The sequence below is a fragment of the Bacillus sp. URHA0034 genome, from assembly GCF_056280405.1.
The window spans coordinates 440713-461693 of sequence record NZ_JBWCDK010000002.1 but is presented as its reverse complement, the minus strand read 5'-3'; the positions used below and the strand labels follow the sequence as shown (position 1 = coordinate 461693).

Here is a 20981-nt window from a genome sequence, read left to right as displayed (position 1 = left end):
CAAAGTCCTGCGGGATTATGGGGCTAGGGAACCCCCCCACAGGCGCTTTAGCGCCGAGGAGGCTCCCCGGCACGCCGGCGGAAAGCGAGCGCCCGGAACGGAAATCAACATTCAAATTTAACACAGCCTATATATTAGGAAGACTATTGGTGAGGAACGATATGTTCCGCACCTTTTCTATACGATGGGAAGTCTTTTTCTGCAGTGGCAAATCAGTTGGGGGGTTAATGTATTTGGAAAGTAGAAATGCCAAAACGCAATTCACGATAGCAGTATTTATTGCGCTGGCAGCTTTTGATAATATTATCATCGGATTATTTCCACCACTATTCAAGTTTATCGCACAGGACCTAAATGTCGATATTGCTAAATTGGGGATAGTTTCCGCTGTCAATATTATAGTAACAGCCATCTCTTCCGTTTATTGGGGCTATCTTTCTGGGAAATTCAAACGGAAAAGATTGATTATCATCGGAACGTTAATTTGGGTTGCAGCTGTGTTTTTGACGGCCATAAGCAAAAGCTACTTGCAACTGATCCTTTTTCAAATAGTAACGGGAATTGGTTTAGGTTGTATTGCTTCGATCGGCTTTAGTATATTAACAGATTTTATTCACTATGAAAAAAGAGGTACGGTATTAAGTCTTTGGGGCATGGCACAAGGTCTGGGGGGGATTTCTGGATCGTTATTGGCTTCTTTAACTGCAACTACTCATAGTTGGAGATGGCCCTTTGAAGTCGTAGGTATTATTGGTTTTTTACTGATATTTTTATATCTATTTGTTGAAGAACCAACGAGAGGCCAGTCTGACCCTGAATTGATCAATCTCGTTAAAAACGGACAGGCCTATGATCATTTTATTGATGCAAAGCAAATCCGTTCTATTTTATTAAAAAAAAGTAATGTGTTACTATTTTTACAGGCATTTTTTATGAATATTTCAACGGGAAGTCTAATTTGGATACCGACCTTGTTTATTTTCAAAATTCAACAACAAGGATATAGTATGGGAACAGCTATGATCGCGTCGGGTTATCTGTACGCAATCTTTCAAATTGGTGGAATGACATCCGCATATTTTGGTCATCTTGGCGACAAATTTCAAAAAAAATCCTATAAAGGGAGAGCTTTTTTTACAGCCATTTTTGTCTTTCTTACAATGCCTTTTTATATAGTGATGTTTATTGTCCCAATGAATAACCTGATCTTGCCACAAGATCCTAATGCTATTCTGATTTTAGTGAATTTAATTAAACAAATCTTTCTAAATCCGTGGATTGCTTTCCTGTTTGTTGTATCTTTTTTTGCTTCTGCAGCACAGTCAGCTAATACGCCAAACTGGCTTGCGCTTATCACTGATGTGAATTTTCCAGAACATCGCGGCACTGCCTTTAGTGTTGCTAACCTCTTTAATAGTTTAGGAAGAACGGTTGGGAATTTGGGATTCGGAACTCTCCTGGGCGTTATCACCGTCCACTATCAGGAACCAACTAACTATATCATGACCTTATCATTCCTAGAGATTTTTCTTATACCTTCTTCTTTATGTTATTTATTTATGGCAAAAACCAATATGTCCGATATACATAAAATGAAAGAAACATTGAAGATCAGATCGAACAAGATGGAGGAGCAGCATGAGTAATCTACTACAAAAAGGCCAACAAATGATGAACAGGTATTTTGGATTTTTCACTGTAGCTGTTCTCTTCTTATGGATTAAAACGTATTTAGCTCAATTAACACAGTTTAAATTGGGAATTGATGGCCCATTCCAGCAGTTTTTATTATTTATCAATCCTTTGGGTTCTGCCCTTCTTTTTTTAGGACTAGCTCACTTTTTAAAAGGACGGAAAAAATATACCTGGCTGATGGTCATCTATTTTCTATTATCCGCCCTGTTGTACAGCAATATTTTATATTACAGATTCTTTAGTGATTATATTACTTTACCGACGTTGACTCAGACAAAAAACGCCGGAGAAATAGGCGGTAGTGTAGTTTCCTTATTAAAACCTTATGACTTTTTATTCTTTATCGATTTGATCGTGCTGCTTGTACTACTAGGTCTCAAATTTGTAAAAATCGATATGAAAGATGTAAAACGTCGGAAAGTTAGCGTGTTTTATTCGCTAACGGCAACCATTCTTTGTACCAATATAGGTCTTGCCGAAATAGACCGTCCTGAATTATTAACAAGAGAGTTTGACCACAATTATTTAATCAAATATATTGGTTTATACAATTATGCCATTAATGATGTCGTTCAAAACACAAAAGCATCCGCACAAAAAGTTTTGGCTGACAGTAACGATATTACAGAAGTTTACAATTATACAAAATCCAATTATGCGGAACCAAATCCCGAGTACTTTGGAAAAGGCAAGGGAATGAATGTCATATATTATCATCTTGAATCCTTCCAGAACTTTTTAATTAATTATAAATTACATGGAGAAGAAGTGACTCCATTCTTAAATTCCTTGTCCAATGATAAAAATACCTTATATTTTGATAACTTTTTCCATCAAACTTCACATGGTAAAACCTCTGATGCTGAATTTATGCTGGAAAATTCTTTATATGGGCTGTCACAAGGTTCTGCTTACATGTTAAAAGGCTACAACACCTATCAAGCGGCTCCTGCGATATTAGGCCAGCAAGGGTACACCTCTGCAGTCTTTCATGGTAATGCGGGAAGCTTTTGGAACCGTAATGTCATTTATAAATCATTTGGCTATGATCAGTTTTTTGATTCTAATTACTATATGATGGATCCAGAAGAGTTGACAGAGTATGGTCTGATGGATAAGCCGTTTATAAAGCAGTCCATGCCGCTATTAAAAACGTTACAACAGCCCTTTTATACGAAGCTCATAACCCTGACGAATCATTTTCCATTTCCTATTGATAAAAAAGACGCCACAATCGAACCAGCCTCAACCGGTGTCCCATCTGTTGATTCGTATTTTCAAACTGCCCGCTATGCGGACGAAGCTGTAAAACAGTTTTTTAGTGATCTAAAAGAATCCGGATTGGCCGATCATACGATTGTTATTTTATATGGGGACCATTATGGAATTTCAAAGGAAAACAATCCGGAAATGGGGAAAGTGCTCGGGAAGGAAATCACTCCATTTGAGAGCACCGGATTACAACGAGTGCCTTTATTCATTCATGTTCCTGGTATAAAGGGCGGGCTACACCACGAATATGGCGGCCAGATTGATGTTCTTCCGACACTTCTTCACTTGTTAGGAATTGATTCCAAAGAATATATTCAATTCGGTACTGATTTGCTGTCGAAACAGCATGATGATCTGATACCTTTCCGCAATGGTGATTTTGTTAGTTCGAAAATAACCGCGATTGAAGGAAAATACTATGACACAGCTACAGGTCAGGAATTACCTGAGGATCAGTTATCGTCTGCCGAGAAAGACCAGAAAATGGTGAATGAAAAGCTAACTCTATCAGATAAAGTGGTAAATGGTGATTTAATGAGATTCTACTCTCCAAAGGGTTTTATACCAGTAGACCGGTCAAAACACCACTATAAAAAAGAGTGATGTATTAGTCAAACTAGATTTAAATAACACAAAAAATCCCCGGCGAAGTCATTCGCCGGGGATCTTTTTAGGTAATCTATTTGAATTTAAAACCATCCCTTTTTCTTAAACCAAAGAAACATCGATATTCCAATGACCCCCATTAATCCAAGCGAATACCCGTAGCCATATTTCCATGACAATTCGGGCATGTGCCTAAAATTCATTCCAAAAATTCCTGCTATTAGGGTTAATGGAGCAAAAATAGAGGTCATGATGGTTAAAAATTTCATTACATTATTGGTCTGATGTGAATTTATTGACAGATAATTTTCCCTAATGTCGGCTGTTATTTCACGATTCGACATGACCATATCCGAGAGTTTTAAAAGATGGTCATAGATATCCGAGAAGTATTCTTTTCTATTGATTATATCGCTAAGACGATGGGAGTTTAACATACGATATAGCAAATCACGCATTGGATTAACCGTGTGCATTAAATTAAGTAACAAGTATCTTGTATCAAACAATTCTTTCAATAAATTGTTCATTGGTTTATTATAGGTATTTTCTTCTATTTCATCTAATTTATCTTCAATACTGTTAATGATCGGGAAGTAATTATCCACTATTTTGTCAAGAATTCGGTAAAATACATGTAAACTGCCAAATTTCTCTACATTATTCTGCGTAGATGCTTCATCCCAAACTTGAGAAACCTCTTTTGACGGCATAAGCTGAAAAGTCACGATAAAGTTTTCGCCCACAAAAAAATCTAACTCTTCTTTTATGATTTCCTTTTCGTCCTCACGAACAATATGTGTAACAAAAAATGTATGGTCATCATAGTAATCTAATTTGGGTCTTTGAAGTATTTTATTCAGGCAATCTTCAATAGCAAGAGGATGAAAATGGAAAATATCGGATAAACATTTACTCTCTTCATCTGTTGGTGCATTTATATCAACCCAAAAGCGGCTATATTTTTCAAAATCAAGATTATTGATGGAACTATGCTTTTCCATAATATGTTCTTCTGTAATACCCAAGAATCTTATCATACTTAACATCCTTTTTAACAATAAAATTTTCATTCCCTAACAACAATATACTCACTATAAAGCAACGACAGGAAAAGAAAAAGATAAAATATGTCCAGTTTCAGATATCAATTCTAAAAACAACTTTCCCAAAATGAAGGATACTTAACCAACAACAGGGTTCAGCCAATCTTTCTCGCAAAGTATCAACAAGAAGCTGATGATTCCTTTTTAGAATAAAATGGCAATAAACGTGGGACATTATCAAGAAAGAAGCTTGGTGAGGTACCCGAAAATGCCATCTAGCCAATCAATCAAAAATGGTCTTAAAGAAAGTCTATCTACTTCAGAAGATGTTATTTTAAAAGAACTGCATACAAAGGAAAAAAGGATCGAGGCATTATATATTAAAACGATTAGTGATGAAAAAGTCATTCATCAAAAGTTACTCATCCCATTCTATGAAATCAAGGATTCTTTGCAATTTCTAGCCTATCTAGATTCCCACCCCGCGATAAAACCCTTTGAAAATCAAGAAAAAACACTTGAAGAGTTATTAAGGGGTGTGACGATCCTTTTTTACTTGGATTCAGTCTACCTGTTTGATAGTAAAGTGGACAGGAATAATTCCGTTTTGGATACAACTGTTGAAACAACCATCCAAGGACCGCAGTCTGGCTTTAGTGAAAGCTTACCAACCAACCTTGGGTTAATCCGCCAGCGTTACCCGGAACCAACATTACAAGTAGAATCCACTACAGTTGGCAAGCTCTCCAAAACAAAAGTAATGATAGTCCATGATTCTAAGCTGGCTGACCCAGATACATTGGAGAGAATTAAAGATTTTTTAGCAGAACTTGATATTCAAATTTTCCAAACCGGTGAACAGCTGCTCGATCTAATTAAAAAAAACAACCGCGCACTTATACCTGTAATGCTTGTTACTGAGCGTCCGGACCGGGTTGTAGTGAATTTAGCAGCCGGGAAGATTGTCCTGCTGATCAGCGGTACCCCATTCGCCGTCGTCTTACCAACGGTTATGAAGGACTTTATGGCTTCGATGGAAGATATTTATCAAACGTTCTGGGTAACAAAATTTCTTCAAATGTTAAGGTATATCGGTTTTTTTACCAGTCTTATCCTACCCGGATTATATGTAGCGGTTACTAGTTATAACCCTGAGCTATTCAGGGTGCAGTTAGCGATAAGTATTGCCGGCAGCCGTACAGGAGTACCGTATCCCTCCTTTATCGAAGTAACCATCATGCTCATCATGATGGAGATGCTGACCGAGGCCAGTATCCGGCTCCCAAAAGCCATCGGCCCGACTGCGACAACGGTAGGCGGCTTAATATTAGGGCAGGCAGCAACAGAGGCAGGCTTGGTTAGTAATATTATGATTATTATTGTCTCGACTGTTGCGATCTCAAATTTTGTTGTCCCAATCAATGCCTTTAGTTTTACCCTTCGAATCATGAAATACATCGTGTTAGCCTTCGCAACAATATTTGGTTTAGTCGGAGTGGTAGTAGGGTTGATGATATTAATTGCCTATATGGTCAAGCTTGATAGTTTTGGCACTCCGTTCCTAACGCTAGTACAGACTAAGCCAAATAAAGAGTAGAAAAAAGGGAGGGGAGGGTACTGAACCGATATTATCTGTATTTAGTTTTTCTTAATATGATTATTAATGTGATTATCTTTGTTCCGAAGGTATTGATTCAATATCGGTATCAGGGAGCTGTGATGGGGGTAATACTGGCTATTCCAGTTGGGGTTGCGCTGAATTATATTTATAGTAAGACCATAACTAAGTTTTCACAGCGAGCGCTTCCTGACCTTCCCAAAAAACAACACAGTGGGCTTAAGCGCCTCTATCTAATCAGTATTCAATTGGTTTGGTTTTCAGCGGGCCTTATTACGCTTATTGGTTTTATTGATATATTAGCTCGTTTTGTAAACCCTGAGATGCCTAGATTGATGCTGCTGGGAATTTATCTAGCTGCTATTTTTCTTATTATTCAGATGCCAACCGAACGGGTGATGTATCTGTTGGAAATTGTCCTTTTTTTAAATTCACCTTTGATTCTGTTTATTATTATTAAGGCCTATTCAAATCCTTTTATTAATTGGGACTCGATCCTTGAGGTAGGGACCCATTTGTTTAAATGGCCCAATTTAAAGGCCTTCGCAGCGGCTACTTATTGCTTTTCAGGGTACGCAAACTTAATCGTTTTTAATCGTGTGATTAAGGGAAAATTAAAAGTTTGGAATTATGTTGTGATTACAATCTTAGGATTAATTAATATGTTTACTACTTTTTTTATACCAATTGGCTACCATGGTTCAGACGGTACCCAGCAATACCTTTATCCATGGGTCACGACAACTGATTCACTTCGATTGGTTTATAGTCCCATCGAACGTGTCATCTTTTTATTTCTTATGTTTTATATGAGTATATCTTTAATGAGTGTAGCGATACACTGGCATGTTGCTCTCGAATTAATAAAGGGATCCTTTAAAAAAGAGGTCAGTAAAAAACAGATTGGGCTGATTCTTGCGGTTTTTACTATAATCTCGATTATAGGAATCATTTACTTTAATACGATTCTTCTAGTGAAATTTGCCACATATTGGCTCATTATCCGGCTTTTTTGTGAAGTCATGTTAGTGGTCGTTTTCTTCTTTTGGGCTAGGAGGAAAAGAGCATGAAATCGTTAAATATATGGAAAAAAAATCTGTTCGTCATGCTGTCTTGTTTGGTTTTGAGTGCCTGTGGGTTTAAAGATATTGATAAGCGTTTCTTTGTGGTCAGTATAGGGGTAGATGCAGCCAAGGATCATACAAAAAAATATTTAGTAAGCTTGAAATTTGCGGTGCCAGGTCCTTCTAAGGATAGCCCAAATGAATATCAAATTGTTACCCAGGAGGCAGATTCAATCTCCGAGGCCGTTCGAATCATCAAAACTAAGGTTGATAAAGAAATAGACTTCAGCCATGCGAAAGTGATTGTATTCAGCGAGTCGATTGTGAAAAGGAAAGGAAATGCCGGAATGTATTATTGGTTTACCAGGAGGAGAGATATCCAAAAAATTGCTTGGGTCAATATTGGCAGACCCTCTGCATTAGCTGTATTAAAAGTGAAACCAAAATCTGAGTATATTCCTTCAAATGCCTTATTTCTAGCATTGGGCAAGGAAGGTTCTGAAACGCCATATATAAATCCTGAGTACCTATTTGACATGAAGTACAGATTAATTGAGAGAGGAATAGACCCGTTTTTACCAATCATTGAGGCGAAAAAGGATCTGTTTGAAATCAATACAGTTGGTCTGTTTAATAAAAGTAACTTGAAATTAACACTTGCTCCTGAGGAAACGAAAATCATTAATTTTCTACGAAACCGTGAGGAAAAGAGTGCAATTAATGTAACGAAGGGAAAATCCATGGTTGTTCTCAATACGCAAAAAGTAAAGACGAAATATAAAATAAATACACCTAAAGGGAAGCCTCCCTATATTAGAGTAACTGTCTCGATGACGGGAACATTGGAAGAGGCCTCAAAACAAGTACCGATCTCCAAGTTATCTGTATATGAGTATGCTGCTGGAAAAGAGATAAGCAAGCGATTTGCAAAAGTACTGGTAAAACTTCAAAAGGCAAATATCGATCCGATCGGCTTCGGGTTACGATATCGGTCAAGGCATTTTAATGAAGATGATTGGGAACAATGGAAAAAGATCTATCCAACTATTGCTTTTAAGGTCGATTCGAAAGTACAAATAGAGGATCCCGGCTTAATCGACTAAAAAGAAGGTGTCCCAAAAGTATAAGGGTCACCTTCTTTTTTAAGTCTGTTGATTTCCGCTCCAGGCACGAGCGGTTCGCGGGCGGAACGGGAAGCCTCCTCGTCGCTTCGCTCCTGCGGGGTCTCCCCTGCCCCGTACTCCCGCAGGAGTCTTCGCGCTTTCCGCTCCATTCAACAGAGTGTTCAAAAGTTCATCAATCACCTTTTGAGTCAGCCTCTTTAGTATATTTAAACAATAGGGGCTGCTTCTTTGTTACTCATTGCCTGTGGAATATACACACAGAATGGCTCGCTTTCCAAATAATCACCCGTTACCGCATAAGTACGTGACCGGGAGCCGCCGCACATTTTATTATATTCACAGACGCCGCATTTACCCTTATAGTTATCGGGCTGTCGCAGCTCTTTAAATACTTTTGCTTCACGGTATATCTCTGCGAGCGGAGTTTCACGAATATTACCGCCGATTATTGGGAGCAAGCCGCTTGGCATTACATCGCCGATATGGGAAACAAAAGCAAAGCCATTTCCGTCGTTAACCCCTTTTGGAGCACGTTTTAAGCCATCGTGCATGGAGGCGAAATCGGTTGTAATGGAATCTTCGTAGTGAATTTCACCTTTCGCAATTAAATGATCCCGGGTTTTTTGCTGAAGTACAACTCGGCGGTAATGCTGAGCCGCAGTTGTCTTAATATCATATGGTGCGGTTTTACTTAATTCATATAGCCATCTAAATACCTTTTCGTGCTCAGCAGGGGAGATACACGCATCCATCTGGCCTCTGCCTGTTGGGACTAGAAGGAAAATATACCACATCACTGCCCCAAGCTCGGCAACTAATTTTGACATTTCTTCAAGGGAGTCATAATTATATCGAGAGATAACAGTGTTGATTTGTAATGGCATCTCAAGTTCATTTAAATACTTAATTTTTTCAACTGTTAAATCAAATGACCCTGGAGTTCCGCGGAAATGGTCATGGATGGCTGGAGTAGGTCCGTCTAGGCTAAAGCCCCAGCGAGATAATCCAACTTCTTTAAAAAGCTTCATTTTTTCTTTTGTTACATTAGCAGTGGCGCTTGGTGTCATCGAGACTCGCATACCTTTTTTAATGGCATAATCAGCCAGTTCGTATAAATCTTCTCTCATCATACAATCCCCGCCAGTAAAAACGAGCATTGGGTTATCCATTTCATAGATTTGATCAATTAGATTGATACCTTCTTCATGGGTTAATTCTCTAGGATCAGCAGTAAGCTGAGCGTCTGCCCGGCAATGAACGCATTTAAGCTGGCATGCTCTGGTTACTTCCCAAATAACAATAAACGGGTTTTGATCATAATCTATTTTTTTTCCTGCCCCATGTGGATGGCCTATTTTCTGTGGGTGTCCCTTACTAATTCCTTGCATCATCATCACCAGAATTCATTATTATTTTTCTTACCATTTAAATTGTTTCTATAGTTTTATTATAAATAGGCTGTTCTACTTTGGATGAAGGGTTTGTTACAATATTTCTACATTCCTTTTGAACGGCTTAAATTATTACAAAAGTGTTACAAATTGATGAAGAAAAATGAGTAGAGTTGATTGATTCGCCAAAAAAACCTGAATATTAGGTTTTTTTCGTAATCTCTTTTGTCACAATTAATGATTTTTTTACCATATATGGTGATACCTTCATTGAAAACCATATCTTTGGTATTACAACCATCTACAGCTCTCGATTAAGATAAAACTATCAAAAATCGAATCAAAGGAGAGCTGCCATCAATGAAAAGGCACCTATTGACAGCTACTGCCACTGCGGGCATCTTATTTGCATCCTTTAGTGGAACCGCAAGTGCACATGAAAATATCTATACAGTCCAATCCGGTGACACCCTCTGGAAAATCTCGCAAGCAAACCAAATATCTGTAGCCGACTTAAAGGCTTGGAATCAGCTTACAAGTGATACACTCTACGTAAATCAAAAACTATCATTACTGGCCCCGCACAGCCATGAAACCACTTATACGGTTCAAAGCGGGGATACGCTCTGGAAAATTAGTACTCGCTTTAACCTATCTGTTAGCCAGCTTAAATCTATTAATAATTTAACATCAGATACTATTAGAGTCGGACAAGTCCTAAAAGTTTCTTCAGCGGCCGCAACGTTACCTGCCCCGCAAACCACGGTTTCAAAGACGCAAATGGTCATTAATGTGGCCAATAAATATATTGGTACGCCCTATTTATGGGGAGGAAACACACCAGCTGGGTTTGATTGCAGCGGGTATACCAAATACGTATTTGAACAGGTTGGAATCTCTATTCCTAGGACCGCTGCTACACAGTGGTCAGGATTAAAACCAGTAAGTACCCCAAATCCAGGAGATCTTGTATTCTTCGAAACTTATGCACCTGGTCCTACCCATGTCGGCATTTATTTAGGCAATAACAAATTCATACAAGCTGGTTCATCGGGTGTTTCAATTGCCGATATGACAAACACGTATTGGAAACCAAGATACCTTGGCGCTAGAACCGTCTTAAATTAATAGTTCAAAAATAGGATGTCTTAGAGCGGTATGACCGTAAAAGATATCCTATTTTAATTTTCTGAAAATCAGAAAATTAATACTTTAAGAATTAGCCGTTTCACTATATACTAATAAAGTGTCTTTTTTTCTAAATGACTGATGACCTGAATATGTTCAAAAAATGGAATGGAATGGTTGGAGGCTTAGATGTTAAATTTAACCCTGTTTCGAGAGATTTTTTATCAATCTCGAATCCCGCAGATAGTAAGTTCAATCGATTTTACCAAGGTCCAATTTAATCCAGCTTTTTGCGAGTTCGTTGGTTATTCGTCCGATGAGCTGGAAAAACTGTCGGTGGAAGAGATTTCTCATCCTGATGATATGATAACTGATACACGGTTATTTAAAGAATTAGTAGATGATCAAAGAAATGAATATCAGCTTGAAAAGAGGTATATCCACAAGTCAGGCGAAATTAAAACGGGGGTATTAACTGTATCTAGAATTAGGGAAAAGTTGACGGGTGAAGAGTTTTTACTCGGTCAAGTTCTCGATATTACTGAGAAAAAACAAATGGAGAATGCGCTAAAATATAGAGAGAAAAAATATCGGCTTCTCGCTGAGCATTCTTCTGATATCATCATGTTACATAAAGTTGATTTTACCTGCGTTTATATTTCTCCTTCAGTTCAAACCTTATTAGGATATCAACCCGAAGAAATGATCGGAAAAAGTCCTCTAGAATATATCCATCCTGATGATCTTATCGAAATAAGAAAACAGCAAATTTGTGCACAAGTTGAAGATATAAAACTGATTACCTACCGTTGTCGTAAGAAAGACGGTTCTTTTGTTTGGATTGAATCAACGGTTAAGGCCTTGAGTGATACAGAAACTGGAGAAGTGAAGGAGATCGTCACGGTTTCACGGGATATTGAGCAGCGAATGGAGACACAGGATCGACTGCGAAAATCTGAAAAATTAGCAGTGGTAGGACAGATGGCAGCCGCTGTGGCCCATGAGATTCGTAATCCGTTAACACCGATTAAGGGTTTTATGCAGTTGCTAAATGCAGAAAAAGAAATCAACCCGGTTTATTTAAAAATTGTTCTCGATGAATTGCATCGAGTAGAGATCATTATCGCTGAATTTTTGACAATGGCTAAACCACATACTGATAAATTAACAATCGTTTATATTGACCACATCGTTGAACAGGTAGTCGAGCTGTTACAACCCGATGCAAAACGGAAGAGTAAGGGGTTGTATTTTTATGTTGAACGGTCTAATCTACCGATTTTGGGTGATCCGAATTCCTTAACACAGGTGTTTTTAAATATCATTCAGAATGCGCTCGAAGCAATAACTATGCTGGGACAGGTTCATGTTAGAGTGATGCCGGAAAGCACAGGTGTGGCGATCCAAATTATCGATAACGGCTGCGGCATTCCTCGTGAACGATTATCAAAGCTTGGCGAGCCGTTTTACTCAACAAAGGAAAGAGGGACAGGCCTTGGTCTTATGACCTGCTATCGAATCATAGAAGCACATCATGGAAGGATCAACATTGAAAGTGAAGAAGGCAATGGGACAACGGTTACCATCTGGCTTCCCTTCAAATCTGATGTTAGCTAAATAGCGTGCTGTTGTTCAAAATCCCGATGTTTTTCTAGTATAATGACATCGTTAAAATAGCTTTTTAAAATAAGCCATTTTGCTGGATAGGAATAAATAAATGCTTCAACTGCTTGTTGAGAATAATAAATGAAATAATCGAATGAGGTATTTGCTTTACGTAAATCATACAGCAATGCATGGGGAACAGAGTAATATTCCCTCAACTGATAAGGGTTCAGGGGAGTGACCTGGATATTTTGTTCCACAAGGTATTTTTTTATGGCTTGTTCTTGTATAGTAATACTTTCTTCCCTAGTTTGGCCGCCAATGGAAATGCGGTCATTAATAAAATATAATCCGTTCATTGTTATCCTCCTCACAGGCTCCATTGGTATTGTTATTGACAGCGATAGAGAGAAGTATACTTGAAAAGAGCAAATGATTAGGAAACCATCATGATAAGTGCAGCGATTCATGGATGTTATATTAAATAAGGTGTTCGCCATCATAATGTAGGGCACAGCTATTTTCCTTAGTTTTTCACTAAAATAACCTGACACTCTAAACATTTATTGGTAGTTTTATTCAGAATGAAAACCTCTAAAAGTGTGAAATATAATCTTTGGGTTGAAGGTTTAACCCGTTTGTTTTCAAGGGTTTGTAGTACATTTGATATCCAAAAAATTGGAGGTACGTACATGAACACTCAACATACGATTACACATGTTAATCAATGCCGTCAACTTTCTCAGCAGCTGATTCAGCAGACACAATTAAGTAATCAGCAGTACCAACAAATGCTGCATAACGAGCAGCAAAATGTTCGCATGCTTGAGCAAATGCTGCAAAAAGAAAGAATGGCGGTCCAAACGATTCAGCAAAGCTTACAAGGGCATGAGATGGCGATTCAACGATGCCAAGAAGTTATTGCACAGTGTAATCAATTGGAGAGAGAGCTAGCGGGACAAATGGGGACATTTGGATATCAACCAAGTACAAATGTTCATCCTGCTTTTCAAACCCAAACATTCCAACAAAATCAAACCCCATCATTCCGCTAATGCAAAAAAGTGCGCACATTTCGATGTGCGCGCTTTTTTTTTTGCTTAATTCTACTTTCGGTTAAAAAAAAAATAACCCGGCTAATGCCGGGCAAATCAAACCTAATCTATATAAAGGGGGGCGGAGGTTAAAGGTTCTTCCGAGAACCTATTTATATCTTAAAAGATAATTATGAATAAACTATGAAGGAATAATTAATAGATTTCGAACGTTTTTAATAGATGACCATGGGCTTATTCTAAAACAATTCCTCAAGAAATAAATAATTCATTCTAGGAATAGCATACCACTTAATATAAATAACAATAGTGGATCTATAATTCTAAAAGTGGGGGAAAAGTGTGGAGGATTTTTATCAAATATTAGATGTTCTTCATTACCCTGAGGAAAAAGTCATTGCAACCATCGTCGGTGTAAACGGATCAGCCTATAAAAAAGAAGGTTCCGCAATGTTGTTTTTTTCGGACGGTACACAAATAGGGATGTTAACGGCCGGCTGCCTAGAAGAAGATCTAGCTGTAAAAGTGAAAGAAGTTTTTGATAAACAAGAGGCGACGATCATCCAATACAATCTGTATAAGGAGGATGATCTGGACTGGGGGCAGGGTGCCGGCTGTAATGGCACAATTGATATATTACTTGAACCGGTCACCGAGCAATTAACAGAGGACCTTCATATGGTGAAAGAGCTTTTACGTCAGCAAAAGCCTGTTATTTCCTTGAAAAAACTCGATGATCTTGGGGAATATGTGTTTATCGAAGAGGAAGGGGAGCCATTTGGAAACTGGTCCGGACCCCTCCCGACAATTGAATTTACCTCGAAAAGCGGCATCATTACTAGGGACGGCACAGCTGTCTTTCAACAAACGGTTTATCCAAAGCCACGTTTAATTGTTTTCGGCGCGGGTCCTGATGCAAGACCACTGGTTGCATTAGCTGCCGACACCGGCTTTACAGTAATAGTTTGTGACTGGCGGGAAGCATTATGTCAAAAAAAGCACTTTCCATCAGCAGCTTTGGTGATCCAAGGATTTCCACATGATCTCCTTAAACAAATCTCTTTTTCCCCCTATGATTTTGTCGTGGTTATGACCCATCAGTTTAAACGAGATCAAGAGTTAATAAGGAAGGTTTTAAAAGAAAACATCCGCTACTTAGGGGTTTTGGGACCGAAAGAAAGAACAAGGAGATTGTTAAAGGGTGAAGAAATACCTAAGGGGGTTTTTTCACCGATGGGGACTTCTATTGGGGCGAAGGGTCCCGTGGAAATAGCGGTCAGTATCGTGGCGCAAATTATTCAAGTATGGAGAAAACCAGCGCACGAAAGAGTTGAGCTGCTTTGGACCATTCCTGATTAGCCGCCATGTTTTAGGAGGTTTTGCTATGGAGGTAATTGGAAAAAGTGTCATCCGTAAGGACGCGCTTGATAAGGTGACTGGCCGGGCTATGTATACAAATGATTATTTTAAAAAGCCCATGCTGTCCGGAAAAATGGTCATCAGTCCATATGGCCATGCCAAAATTGTTAGTATGAATACAATGGAAGCATCACAGGTACCAGGTGTCAGAGCGATCCTCGCCGGTCAGCAATTTCCTTTAACTGGAGAAGCAATTCGGGACCGACCGCCTATCGCGGTTGATAAAGTACGATACCACGGTGAACCCGTGGCACTAGTAGTGGCAGATACCCCTGCACAAGCTAAAAAAGCGGCAGACTTGATAAAGGTTCAATACGAGCTGCTTCCGGTTGTCAATTCGCCGACCCAGGCATTTAAACAAGGGGCACCACTGGTCCATGAAGAACTTGGAAACTATGATAAGGATGAGGACTCACACCCGGTTCCTGGAACAAATATCGCGACCCTGATTAAAATTCGGAAAGGAAATATGGAAGCCGGCTGGGCAGCGAGTGAAATAGCAGTCCAGGAGAGTTTTTCCTTCGCACCATCTGACCATGCCGCCATGGAAACAAGATGTGCAACCGCTGAAATTAGACCGGATGGAACAATCCTGATTATGACCTCATCACAAGCGCCATTTATGGTAAAACAGCTAATCGCCAAATATTTTAATGAGGAAATGGGCAAGATCATTGTCCATACACCGCTGGTTGGCGGCGCCTATGGAGGGAAAGCAGCCGTCCAATTAGAGGTTCTCGCTTACCTTGGTTCCAAGGCGGTCGGCGGTAAGCCTGTCAAAATACTAAATGATCGGGAACAAGATATCATTACCTCCCCCTGTCATATTGGCTTAGATGCCACTATTAAATTAGGAGCAGCCCGAAATGGAAAAATAACTGCGGCTGAAATCCAATTTTTATGGGATGGCGGTGCCTATTCGGATAAGGCAATTGATGTCACCCGTTCTGGGGCAGTCGATTGTACGGGACCCTATAACATTGAAAATGTATGGTGTAATTCCTACTGTATGTATACGAATCATCCCTATGCCACACCGTTTCGGGGCTTCAGTCATTCAGAGTTGTCATTTTGCATCGAACGAACCATGGATATCCTAGCGCAAAGATTAAATATGGACCCGCTGGAGCTGCGCTACATCAATGCGATCATGCCTGGCCATACCACGCCAACAAGGGTGAAGCTGAATAAAAGCAATGTCGGTAATCTGCAAAAATGTATTGAAATGGTCCGGAATTTAATGAAATGGGAAGAAGGTGCGATAAAGGAAATAGATGAACGATATGTGAGAGTTAAGGGAGTAAGCTGCAGTTGGAAAACCTCGACCATTGACCCGAATGCACCATCAGGGGCTATTATTACCTTCAACCGGGATGGCAGTCTCAATTTGATGTCTGGTGTCATTGAAATAGGCACAGGTACTAAAACGATTTTAGCGCAAATTCTCGCTGAAAGATTGAAAATGGATGTGGACAAAATTCATGTCAGAATGGAAGTTGATACACAAACGACACCTGAACACTGGAAAACAGTAGCGAGCCGTGGTACTTACATGGGCGGAAGGGCCGTCCTTAATGCAGCAGAGGATGTGATTCGACAGTTAAAAGAGACTGCTTCATGTGTCCTTCGTGCACCAATAGAAGATATCGAAGTGGCCCACAGTCGTGTTTTTTTACGGGATGATCCCGCTATCGGTCTTGATTTTAAAGATGTCGGCTACGGCTATCAATACCCAAATGGAAATTCAATTGGCGGGCAAATTATTGGCCGTGGCAAATTTATCTTACGCCATTTAACCCACCTGGATCCGGAAACAGGTGAAGGAAAGCCAGGTCCAGAATGGACTGTTGCCGCCTATGGGGTTGAAATTGAGTTAGATAGAAGGGACTATACGTATCGGCTGTTAAAAGCATGTACGGTAGTGGATATTGGGAAAGTAATGAACGAAAAAGCAGCCCTTGGTCAAGTAATGGGAGCGATGAGCATGGGATTGGCCTTTGCTGGAAGAGAAACCTTTTATTTTGACGAACTTGGCCGGGTATTAAATCCTCAGCTGCGAACGTATCGGCCGTTGCGCTACGGTGAACATCCCGAGTATTTGGTTGGATTTGTCGAGACACCCCAGATAGACGGTCCATATGGTGCGCGCGGGGTTGGGGAGCATGGGTTAATGGGAATGCCAGGGGCGCTCGGAAATGCGTTATCAATTGCTGCAGGTGTTTCACTTCGAAATCTCCCGCTCATTCCTGAATTAATCTGGAAGGCGAAGGAGGCAGCTAATCATGCTTCCCTTTGATTTTGATTATTATCGGCCGGAAACGTTAAAGGAAGCTGTTGATTTATATCACCATTTAGATCAACAGGGGAAGCAGCCGTTTTATTTTTCCGGTGGGACGGAATTATTAACGCTTGGAAGAATTGACTTAGCCTATACGGAGGCAGTCATTGACATTAAAGGGATCCCTGAATGTAATGTCATGCAGGTTAGTGGAGATCATTTATTGCTCGGAAGTTCACTCTCGTTAACCGCTATAGAGGAAGCGAATCTTTTTCCTCTTTTAACGAAAACAGCCAGTGAAGTCGCGGATCATTCAGCTCGCGGAAAAATTACATTGGGCGGCAATATTTGTGCACGGATTTTTTACCGGGAGGCGGTCCTGCCCTTTTTACTAGCCGATAGCACAGTCATGATTAATGGAGCTGAAGGAAAAAAAGTCGTTCCTATTAATGATATATTTCAAGGGCATTTACGATTAAACAGCGGCGAATTTTTAGTGCAAACGGCTACGGATCTTTCGTTTATTCATGCCCCATATTTTACCGTTAAACGAAGGCAGCAATGGGAGACCGGTTATCCGCTGATTACGTTGGCTGCCTTAAAAATTAATCAAAAGATTCGGGCAGCAGTCAGTGGATTATGCCCATTTCCGTTTCGGTCTGCCGCAGTAGAGGAATCACTCAATGCGGAGGGACAATCGTTTGAAACAAGGGTGGAAGGAGCCATTGCTGTATTACCTCAGCCAATATTAGAAGATATTGAGGGATCCAGGAAATATCGGCTATTTGTACTGCGAAATTTACTCCGCGATGCGTTAGAAGCACTGGAGCGTGAACAGTAGTAATAGGGGAGGAGAGAGGGTTTGAGATCCTATTCCATAACGTTGGATGTGAATGGCGAAAGTCACATTTTATCGGTCAGTCCGGCTGATACTCTTTTGTATGCCCTTCGCAGTTATCTTGGTCTGACTGGTGCGAAGCCCGGCTGTTTAAATGGTGACTGCGGCGCATGTACAATTAACATTGACGGGTGGCCGATGAAGTCCTGTTTGATGCTGGCAGTGGAAGCAGTTGGGAAAAAAGTGACCACGATTGAAGGTCTGAAGGGTGCCCCTATTCAGAACGCGTTTATCGAAAATTTTGCCTTTCAATGCGGTTATTGTACCCCTGGCTTTATTATGAATTGCCACTCGTTAATTGAACAGCATCCTGATGCCGATGATAAAACAATAAAGGAATGGCTGGAATCCAATATATGCCGTTGCACGAGCTATTCTGAGATAGAAAAAGCTGTAAAATCCGTGTTACGCAAGAGTTAGCAACGCCAGGGTTAACTAATCACTAGGGTTTTTCCTTTCCGAATAGCATGAATAGGGTGCAAAAGGCACCCTATTTCTTCTTCATTTGGAAAAACGTATCTAAAACACGGCGGCCTATTTTTAGATTGGCCCGATTGTCGTCTTTGCCATCGTATGCCCACGGTACGATAACAGCCATTGCGACCACTGGATTAGAGCTTGGAGCATAGCTTACAAGGCTTAAATTCATCACTGGCGGCGGCTCTTGGCCAAAGTGGCTCCGTAATGGTCCATCATAAAACGCCTCAGCCGTTCCCGTTTTACCAGCAGGTGAGTAGGGGGCACCTTCAAAAAACTTGTAAGCAGTTCCACCAGGTTCCTGCATTACTTTTTGAAACCCTATTTTTACACGTCTCAGCCATTCTTTTTTTACATCTACGGTATTTAAGACGGTCGGATTGATTTCCTTCAGGACAGGACCCAGCGTCTCTCCATCACAGGCCGATTCCCGGATTTGTTTAACGATATGCGGCTGCATTCGATAGCCTCCATTAGCAATCGTTGAAACATATTGTGCAAGCTGCATAGCCGAATAGGTATCGTATTGTCCAATTACCAGGTCAAGTAAGTATCCAGGCAGTTTACTTTGGCCCTTGAAACCTGTCTGCTCATTTGGTAAATCAATTCCCGTTCTCGTTCCTAACCCAAAGGAGGCAAATGAATTTCTAATTGTTTCAAACGCCCGTTTATTGGAAAAATTTAAGGGCTTATCGTATTCATAATGGCCTTTGCCTATTCTTATCGCAGTATGGAACATATAAACGTTTGACGACTTCTTTAAGGCATTAATCTCATTTAAATTGCCCAGATAAGCATAGGATTTTTTTATCGGAGTATCTTTAATTTTAATTCCTGCATCATTAAAATATGTATTTGGGGAAATGGCCCCCGTTTTATAACCGGTTAAAACGGTAGCTCCTTTAACGGTTGAGCCCACACTATAAGTCGTCGTAAACGTTCCAAGGGCATCATCCATCATGACAGCCCTTCCGGTTTTACTGTCTTTAACGATTTTTTTCCCTGACATTGCCAGTAATTCACCGGTGTGGGGATCCATTAAGACCACATAGGCCCGGTCGGTTAACCGAGTCCCCGGCCATTTCTTTGCAGCCCAAAGTTCTTCTTCAATAATTTTATCAACAGCAATCTGTAAATCCATATCAATCGATAAAATAAGGTCTTTACCTTTGTTACCTGCGAACACGGTTTCGGTTTCAATGACATTGCCTGTTTTGTCCGTGATATTCTTCACCTTTGACTTATTTCCGTGCAGAACATCCTCATACTGCATTTCCAGTTGACTTTTTCCAACCCGGTCATTCCGGTTATAACCTCTCGCCAAAAAATGTTCTAACTGATCTGCCGGGAGTCCCTCTCCGGAATTCGTCACGTTTCCTAAAACAGACCTTAATGTATTGCCAAAGGCATAGGAGCGGTCCCAATCCGTGGTCGTTTCCACCCCAGGCAGGGATTGAAGATTTTCACTGACAACGGCAAACTCTTTCTCGGTAACGCCTTCATTCTTGACCATCTCCGGGATAAATTTATATCCTTTGCTAAATTGCCGATAAATCGCTAATATTTCAAGATCATTAGGTGTTAATTGCTTTAATTCAGCAGTTGTGATTCGGTTCAATTTTAATTTGTAAAGATCTCGATCTGTTAGTTTCTTGTTGGCATATAAAGTTCTTTCTTGTTTGGAAATTTTGGCGTCAGCCAGCTCAGGGTTTTTCAGCATCCAAAAGTCGAGCTTATCCCTTTCAGTGACCATGTCCGTTTTTTGCTCAATGAACTTGCCAAGATTTTCAGCAGTTTTCAACATATCTGACTGACTAAAGCCTTCATTGGTAAAGGAAATGGCGCTTTTGGGGACATTATCTACGACTACCTGATAATCTCTGTCAAAAATCTTTCCTCTTGGGACAGGGTTACTGACAGTAATATCTTCCTTTCTTTCCAAATCCCTTTTAAAGTTTTCTCCGTAAACAATCTGAACGAAACCAAGTCTTAGAATAAGAACAGAAAATAAAAAAAAACACACCAAAAAAAAGCAAATTTAAGCGAAAAGGAAAATGAGACTTTTTCTTTTTCTGGTTTTCCAAATAGGTCACACATCCTTTTTTCCAAATAGTTTCCTTTTCTTTAGTATGCCTGATTATAGTGGGAAATACAGGTGGAATTGGATAATCTTTTTATTTTCCAGCATAATAATGCTTTGATGTCAGTTAAAACTACGAAACACAAGATTATCGAAACTTCACTATTATTTGAATTTTTATTTTATAATAAATGAGTATGAAGTCAGATAGGGGGTCGTCTATAA

The 20981-nt window shown here is 39.9% G+C and carries 15 protein-coding genes and 1 pseudogene; 12 read left to right on the top strand and 4 right to left on the bottom strand.

Going from position 1 to position 20981, the window contains the following annotated elements; genetic code table 11:
* Positions 1-233 precede the first annotated feature (233 nt).
* Positions 234-1646, top strand: a complete 1413-nt coding sequence (locus ACZ9EE_RS04585; protein WP_476025490.1) for an MFS transporter — start codon at positions 234-236, stop codon at positions 1644-1646.
* Complete coding sequence (gene ltaS, locus ACZ9EE_RS04580; protein ID WP_476025489.1) at positions 1639-3570, top strand: lipoteichoic acid synthase; 1932 nt, start codon at positions 1639-1641, stop codon at positions 3568-3570. Before ACZ9EE_RS04585 ends, ltaS begins: the two co-directional genes overlap by 8 nt.
* Before the next feature lie 86 nt (positions 3571-3656).
* Here ltaS and corA read toward each other — a convergent pair whose 3' ends face one another.
* On the bottom strand, positions 3657-4613 hold the full coding sequence (gene corA / locus ACZ9EE_RS04575) for a magnesium/cobalt transporter CorA (protein WP_476025488.1): 957 nt from the start codon (positions 4611-4613) through the stop codon (positions 3657-3659).
* 220 nt (positions 4614-4833) lie between these two features.
* Here corA and ACZ9EE_RS04570 point away from each other — a divergent pair, with 220 nt between their 5' ends.
* Genes ACZ9EE_RS04570 through ACZ9EE_RS04560 form a run of 3 tightly spaced genes read left to right on the top strand, consistent with a single transcriptional unit; the run spans position 4834 to position 8404 of the window.
* Positions 4834-6216: a spore germination protein gene (locus ACZ9EE_RS04570; RefSeq protein ID WP_476025487.1), complete on the top strand. Its 1383-nt coding sequence runs from the start codon at positions 4834-4836 to the stop codon at positions 6214-6216.
* A 56-nt stretch (positions 6217-6272) separates the two neighbouring features.
* Positions 6273-7307: an SLC5/6 family protein gene (locus ACZ9EE_RS04565; protein ID WP_476025486.1), complete on the top strand. Its 1035-nt coding sequence runs from the start codon at positions 6273-6275 to the stop codon at positions 7305-7307.
* Complete coding sequence (locus tag ACZ9EE_RS04560) at positions 7304-8404, top strand: Ger(x)C family spore germination protein (protein ID WP_476025485.1); 1101 nt, start codon at positions 7304-7306, stop codon at positions 8402-8404. The genes ACZ9EE_RS04565 and ACZ9EE_RS04560 overlap by 4 nt, the downstream gene beginning before the upstream one ends.
* 227 nt (positions 8405-8631) lie before the next feature.
* Here the strand turns inward: ACZ9EE_RS04560 and ACZ9EE_RS04555 are convergent, their stop codons facing one another.
* A complete protein-coding gene (locus ACZ9EE_RS04555) occupies positions 8632-9813 on the bottom strand; it encodes a TIGR04053 family radical SAM/SPASM domain-containing protein (protein WP_476032855.1) in 1182 nt (393 codons plus the stop codon).
* A gap of 363 nt (positions 9814-10176) precedes the next feature.
* Between ACZ9EE_RS04555 and ACZ9EE_RS04550 the strand changes: the two genes are divergently transcribed.
* Complete coding sequence (locus ACZ9EE_RS04550) at positions 10177-10944, top strand: C40 family peptidase (RefSeq protein WP_476025484.1); 768 nt, start codon at positions 10177-10179, stop codon at positions 10942-10944.
* A gap of 189 nt (positions 10945-11133) precedes the next feature.
* The gene (locus ACZ9EE_RS04545) at positions 11134-12561 is read left to right on the top strand and encodes a PAS domain S-box protein (protein WP_476025483.1); all 1428 of its coding nucleotides are present in this window, start codon (positions 11134-11136) and stop codon (positions 12559-12561) included.
* On the opposite strand, the gene ACZ9EE_RS04540 is transcribed toward ACZ9EE_RS04545, so the two are convergent.
* Positions 12558-12908: a hypothetical protein gene (locus tag ACZ9EE_RS04540; protein ID WP_476025482.1), complete on the bottom strand. Its 351-nt coding sequence runs from the start codon at positions 12906-12908 to the stop codon at positions 12558-12560. The two genes, ACZ9EE_RS04545 and ACZ9EE_RS04540, sit on opposite strands and share 4 nt — an antisense overlap.
* A 333-nt stretch (positions 12909-13241) precedes the next feature.
* Here ACZ9EE_RS04540 and ACZ9EE_RS04535 point away from each other — a divergent pair, with 333 nt between their 5' ends.
* The 5 genes from ACZ9EE_RS04535 to ACZ9EE_RS04515 all read left to right on the top strand — a co-directional run bounded on the left by ACZ9EE_RS04535 (position 13242) and on the right by ACZ9EE_RS04515 (position 18619).
* A complete protein-coding gene (locus ACZ9EE_RS04535) occupies positions 13242-13604 on the top strand; it encodes a hypothetical protein (protein ID WP_476025481.1) in 363 nt (120 codons plus the stop codon).
* 342 nt (positions 13605-13946) lie between these two features.
* Positions 13947-14963 (top strand): XdhC family protein, encoded by a 1017-nt coding sequence (locus ACZ9EE_RS04530; protein ID WP_476025480.1) that lies wholly within the window; start codon positions 13947-13949, stop codon positions 14961-14963.
* A 25-nt stretch (positions 14964-14988) separates the two neighbouring features.
* Positions 14989-17319 carry a xanthine dehydrogenase family protein molybdopterin-binding subunit gene (locus ACZ9EE_RS04525; RefSeq protein ID WP_476025479.1) on the top strand — a complete coding sequence of 777 codons (2331 nt, stop codon included), beginning with the start codon at positions 14989-14991 and terminating at the stop codon, positions 17317-17319.
* Positions 17306-18142, top strand: coding sequence for an FAD binding domain-containing protein (locus ACZ9EE_RS04520; protein ID WP_476025478.1), 837 nt, complete (start codon positions 17306-17308; stop codon positions 18140-18142). Before ACZ9EE_RS04525 ends, ACZ9EE_RS04520 begins: the two co-directional genes overlap by 14 nt.
* 21 nt (positions 18143-18163) lie before the next feature.
* Complete coding sequence (locus tag ACZ9EE_RS04515; RefSeq protein WP_476025477.1) at positions 18164-18619, top strand: (2Fe-2S)-binding protein; 456 nt, start codon at positions 18164-18166, stop codon at positions 18617-18619.
* Between the two features lie 70 nt (positions 18620-18689).
* Here ACZ9EE_RS04515 and ACZ9EE_RS04510 read toward each other — a convergent pair.
* A pseudogene (locus tag ACZ9EE_RS04510) lies at positions 18690-20760 on the bottom strand (peptidoglycan D,D-transpeptidase FtsI family protein).
* Positions 20761-20981: the final 221 nt, after the last annotated feature.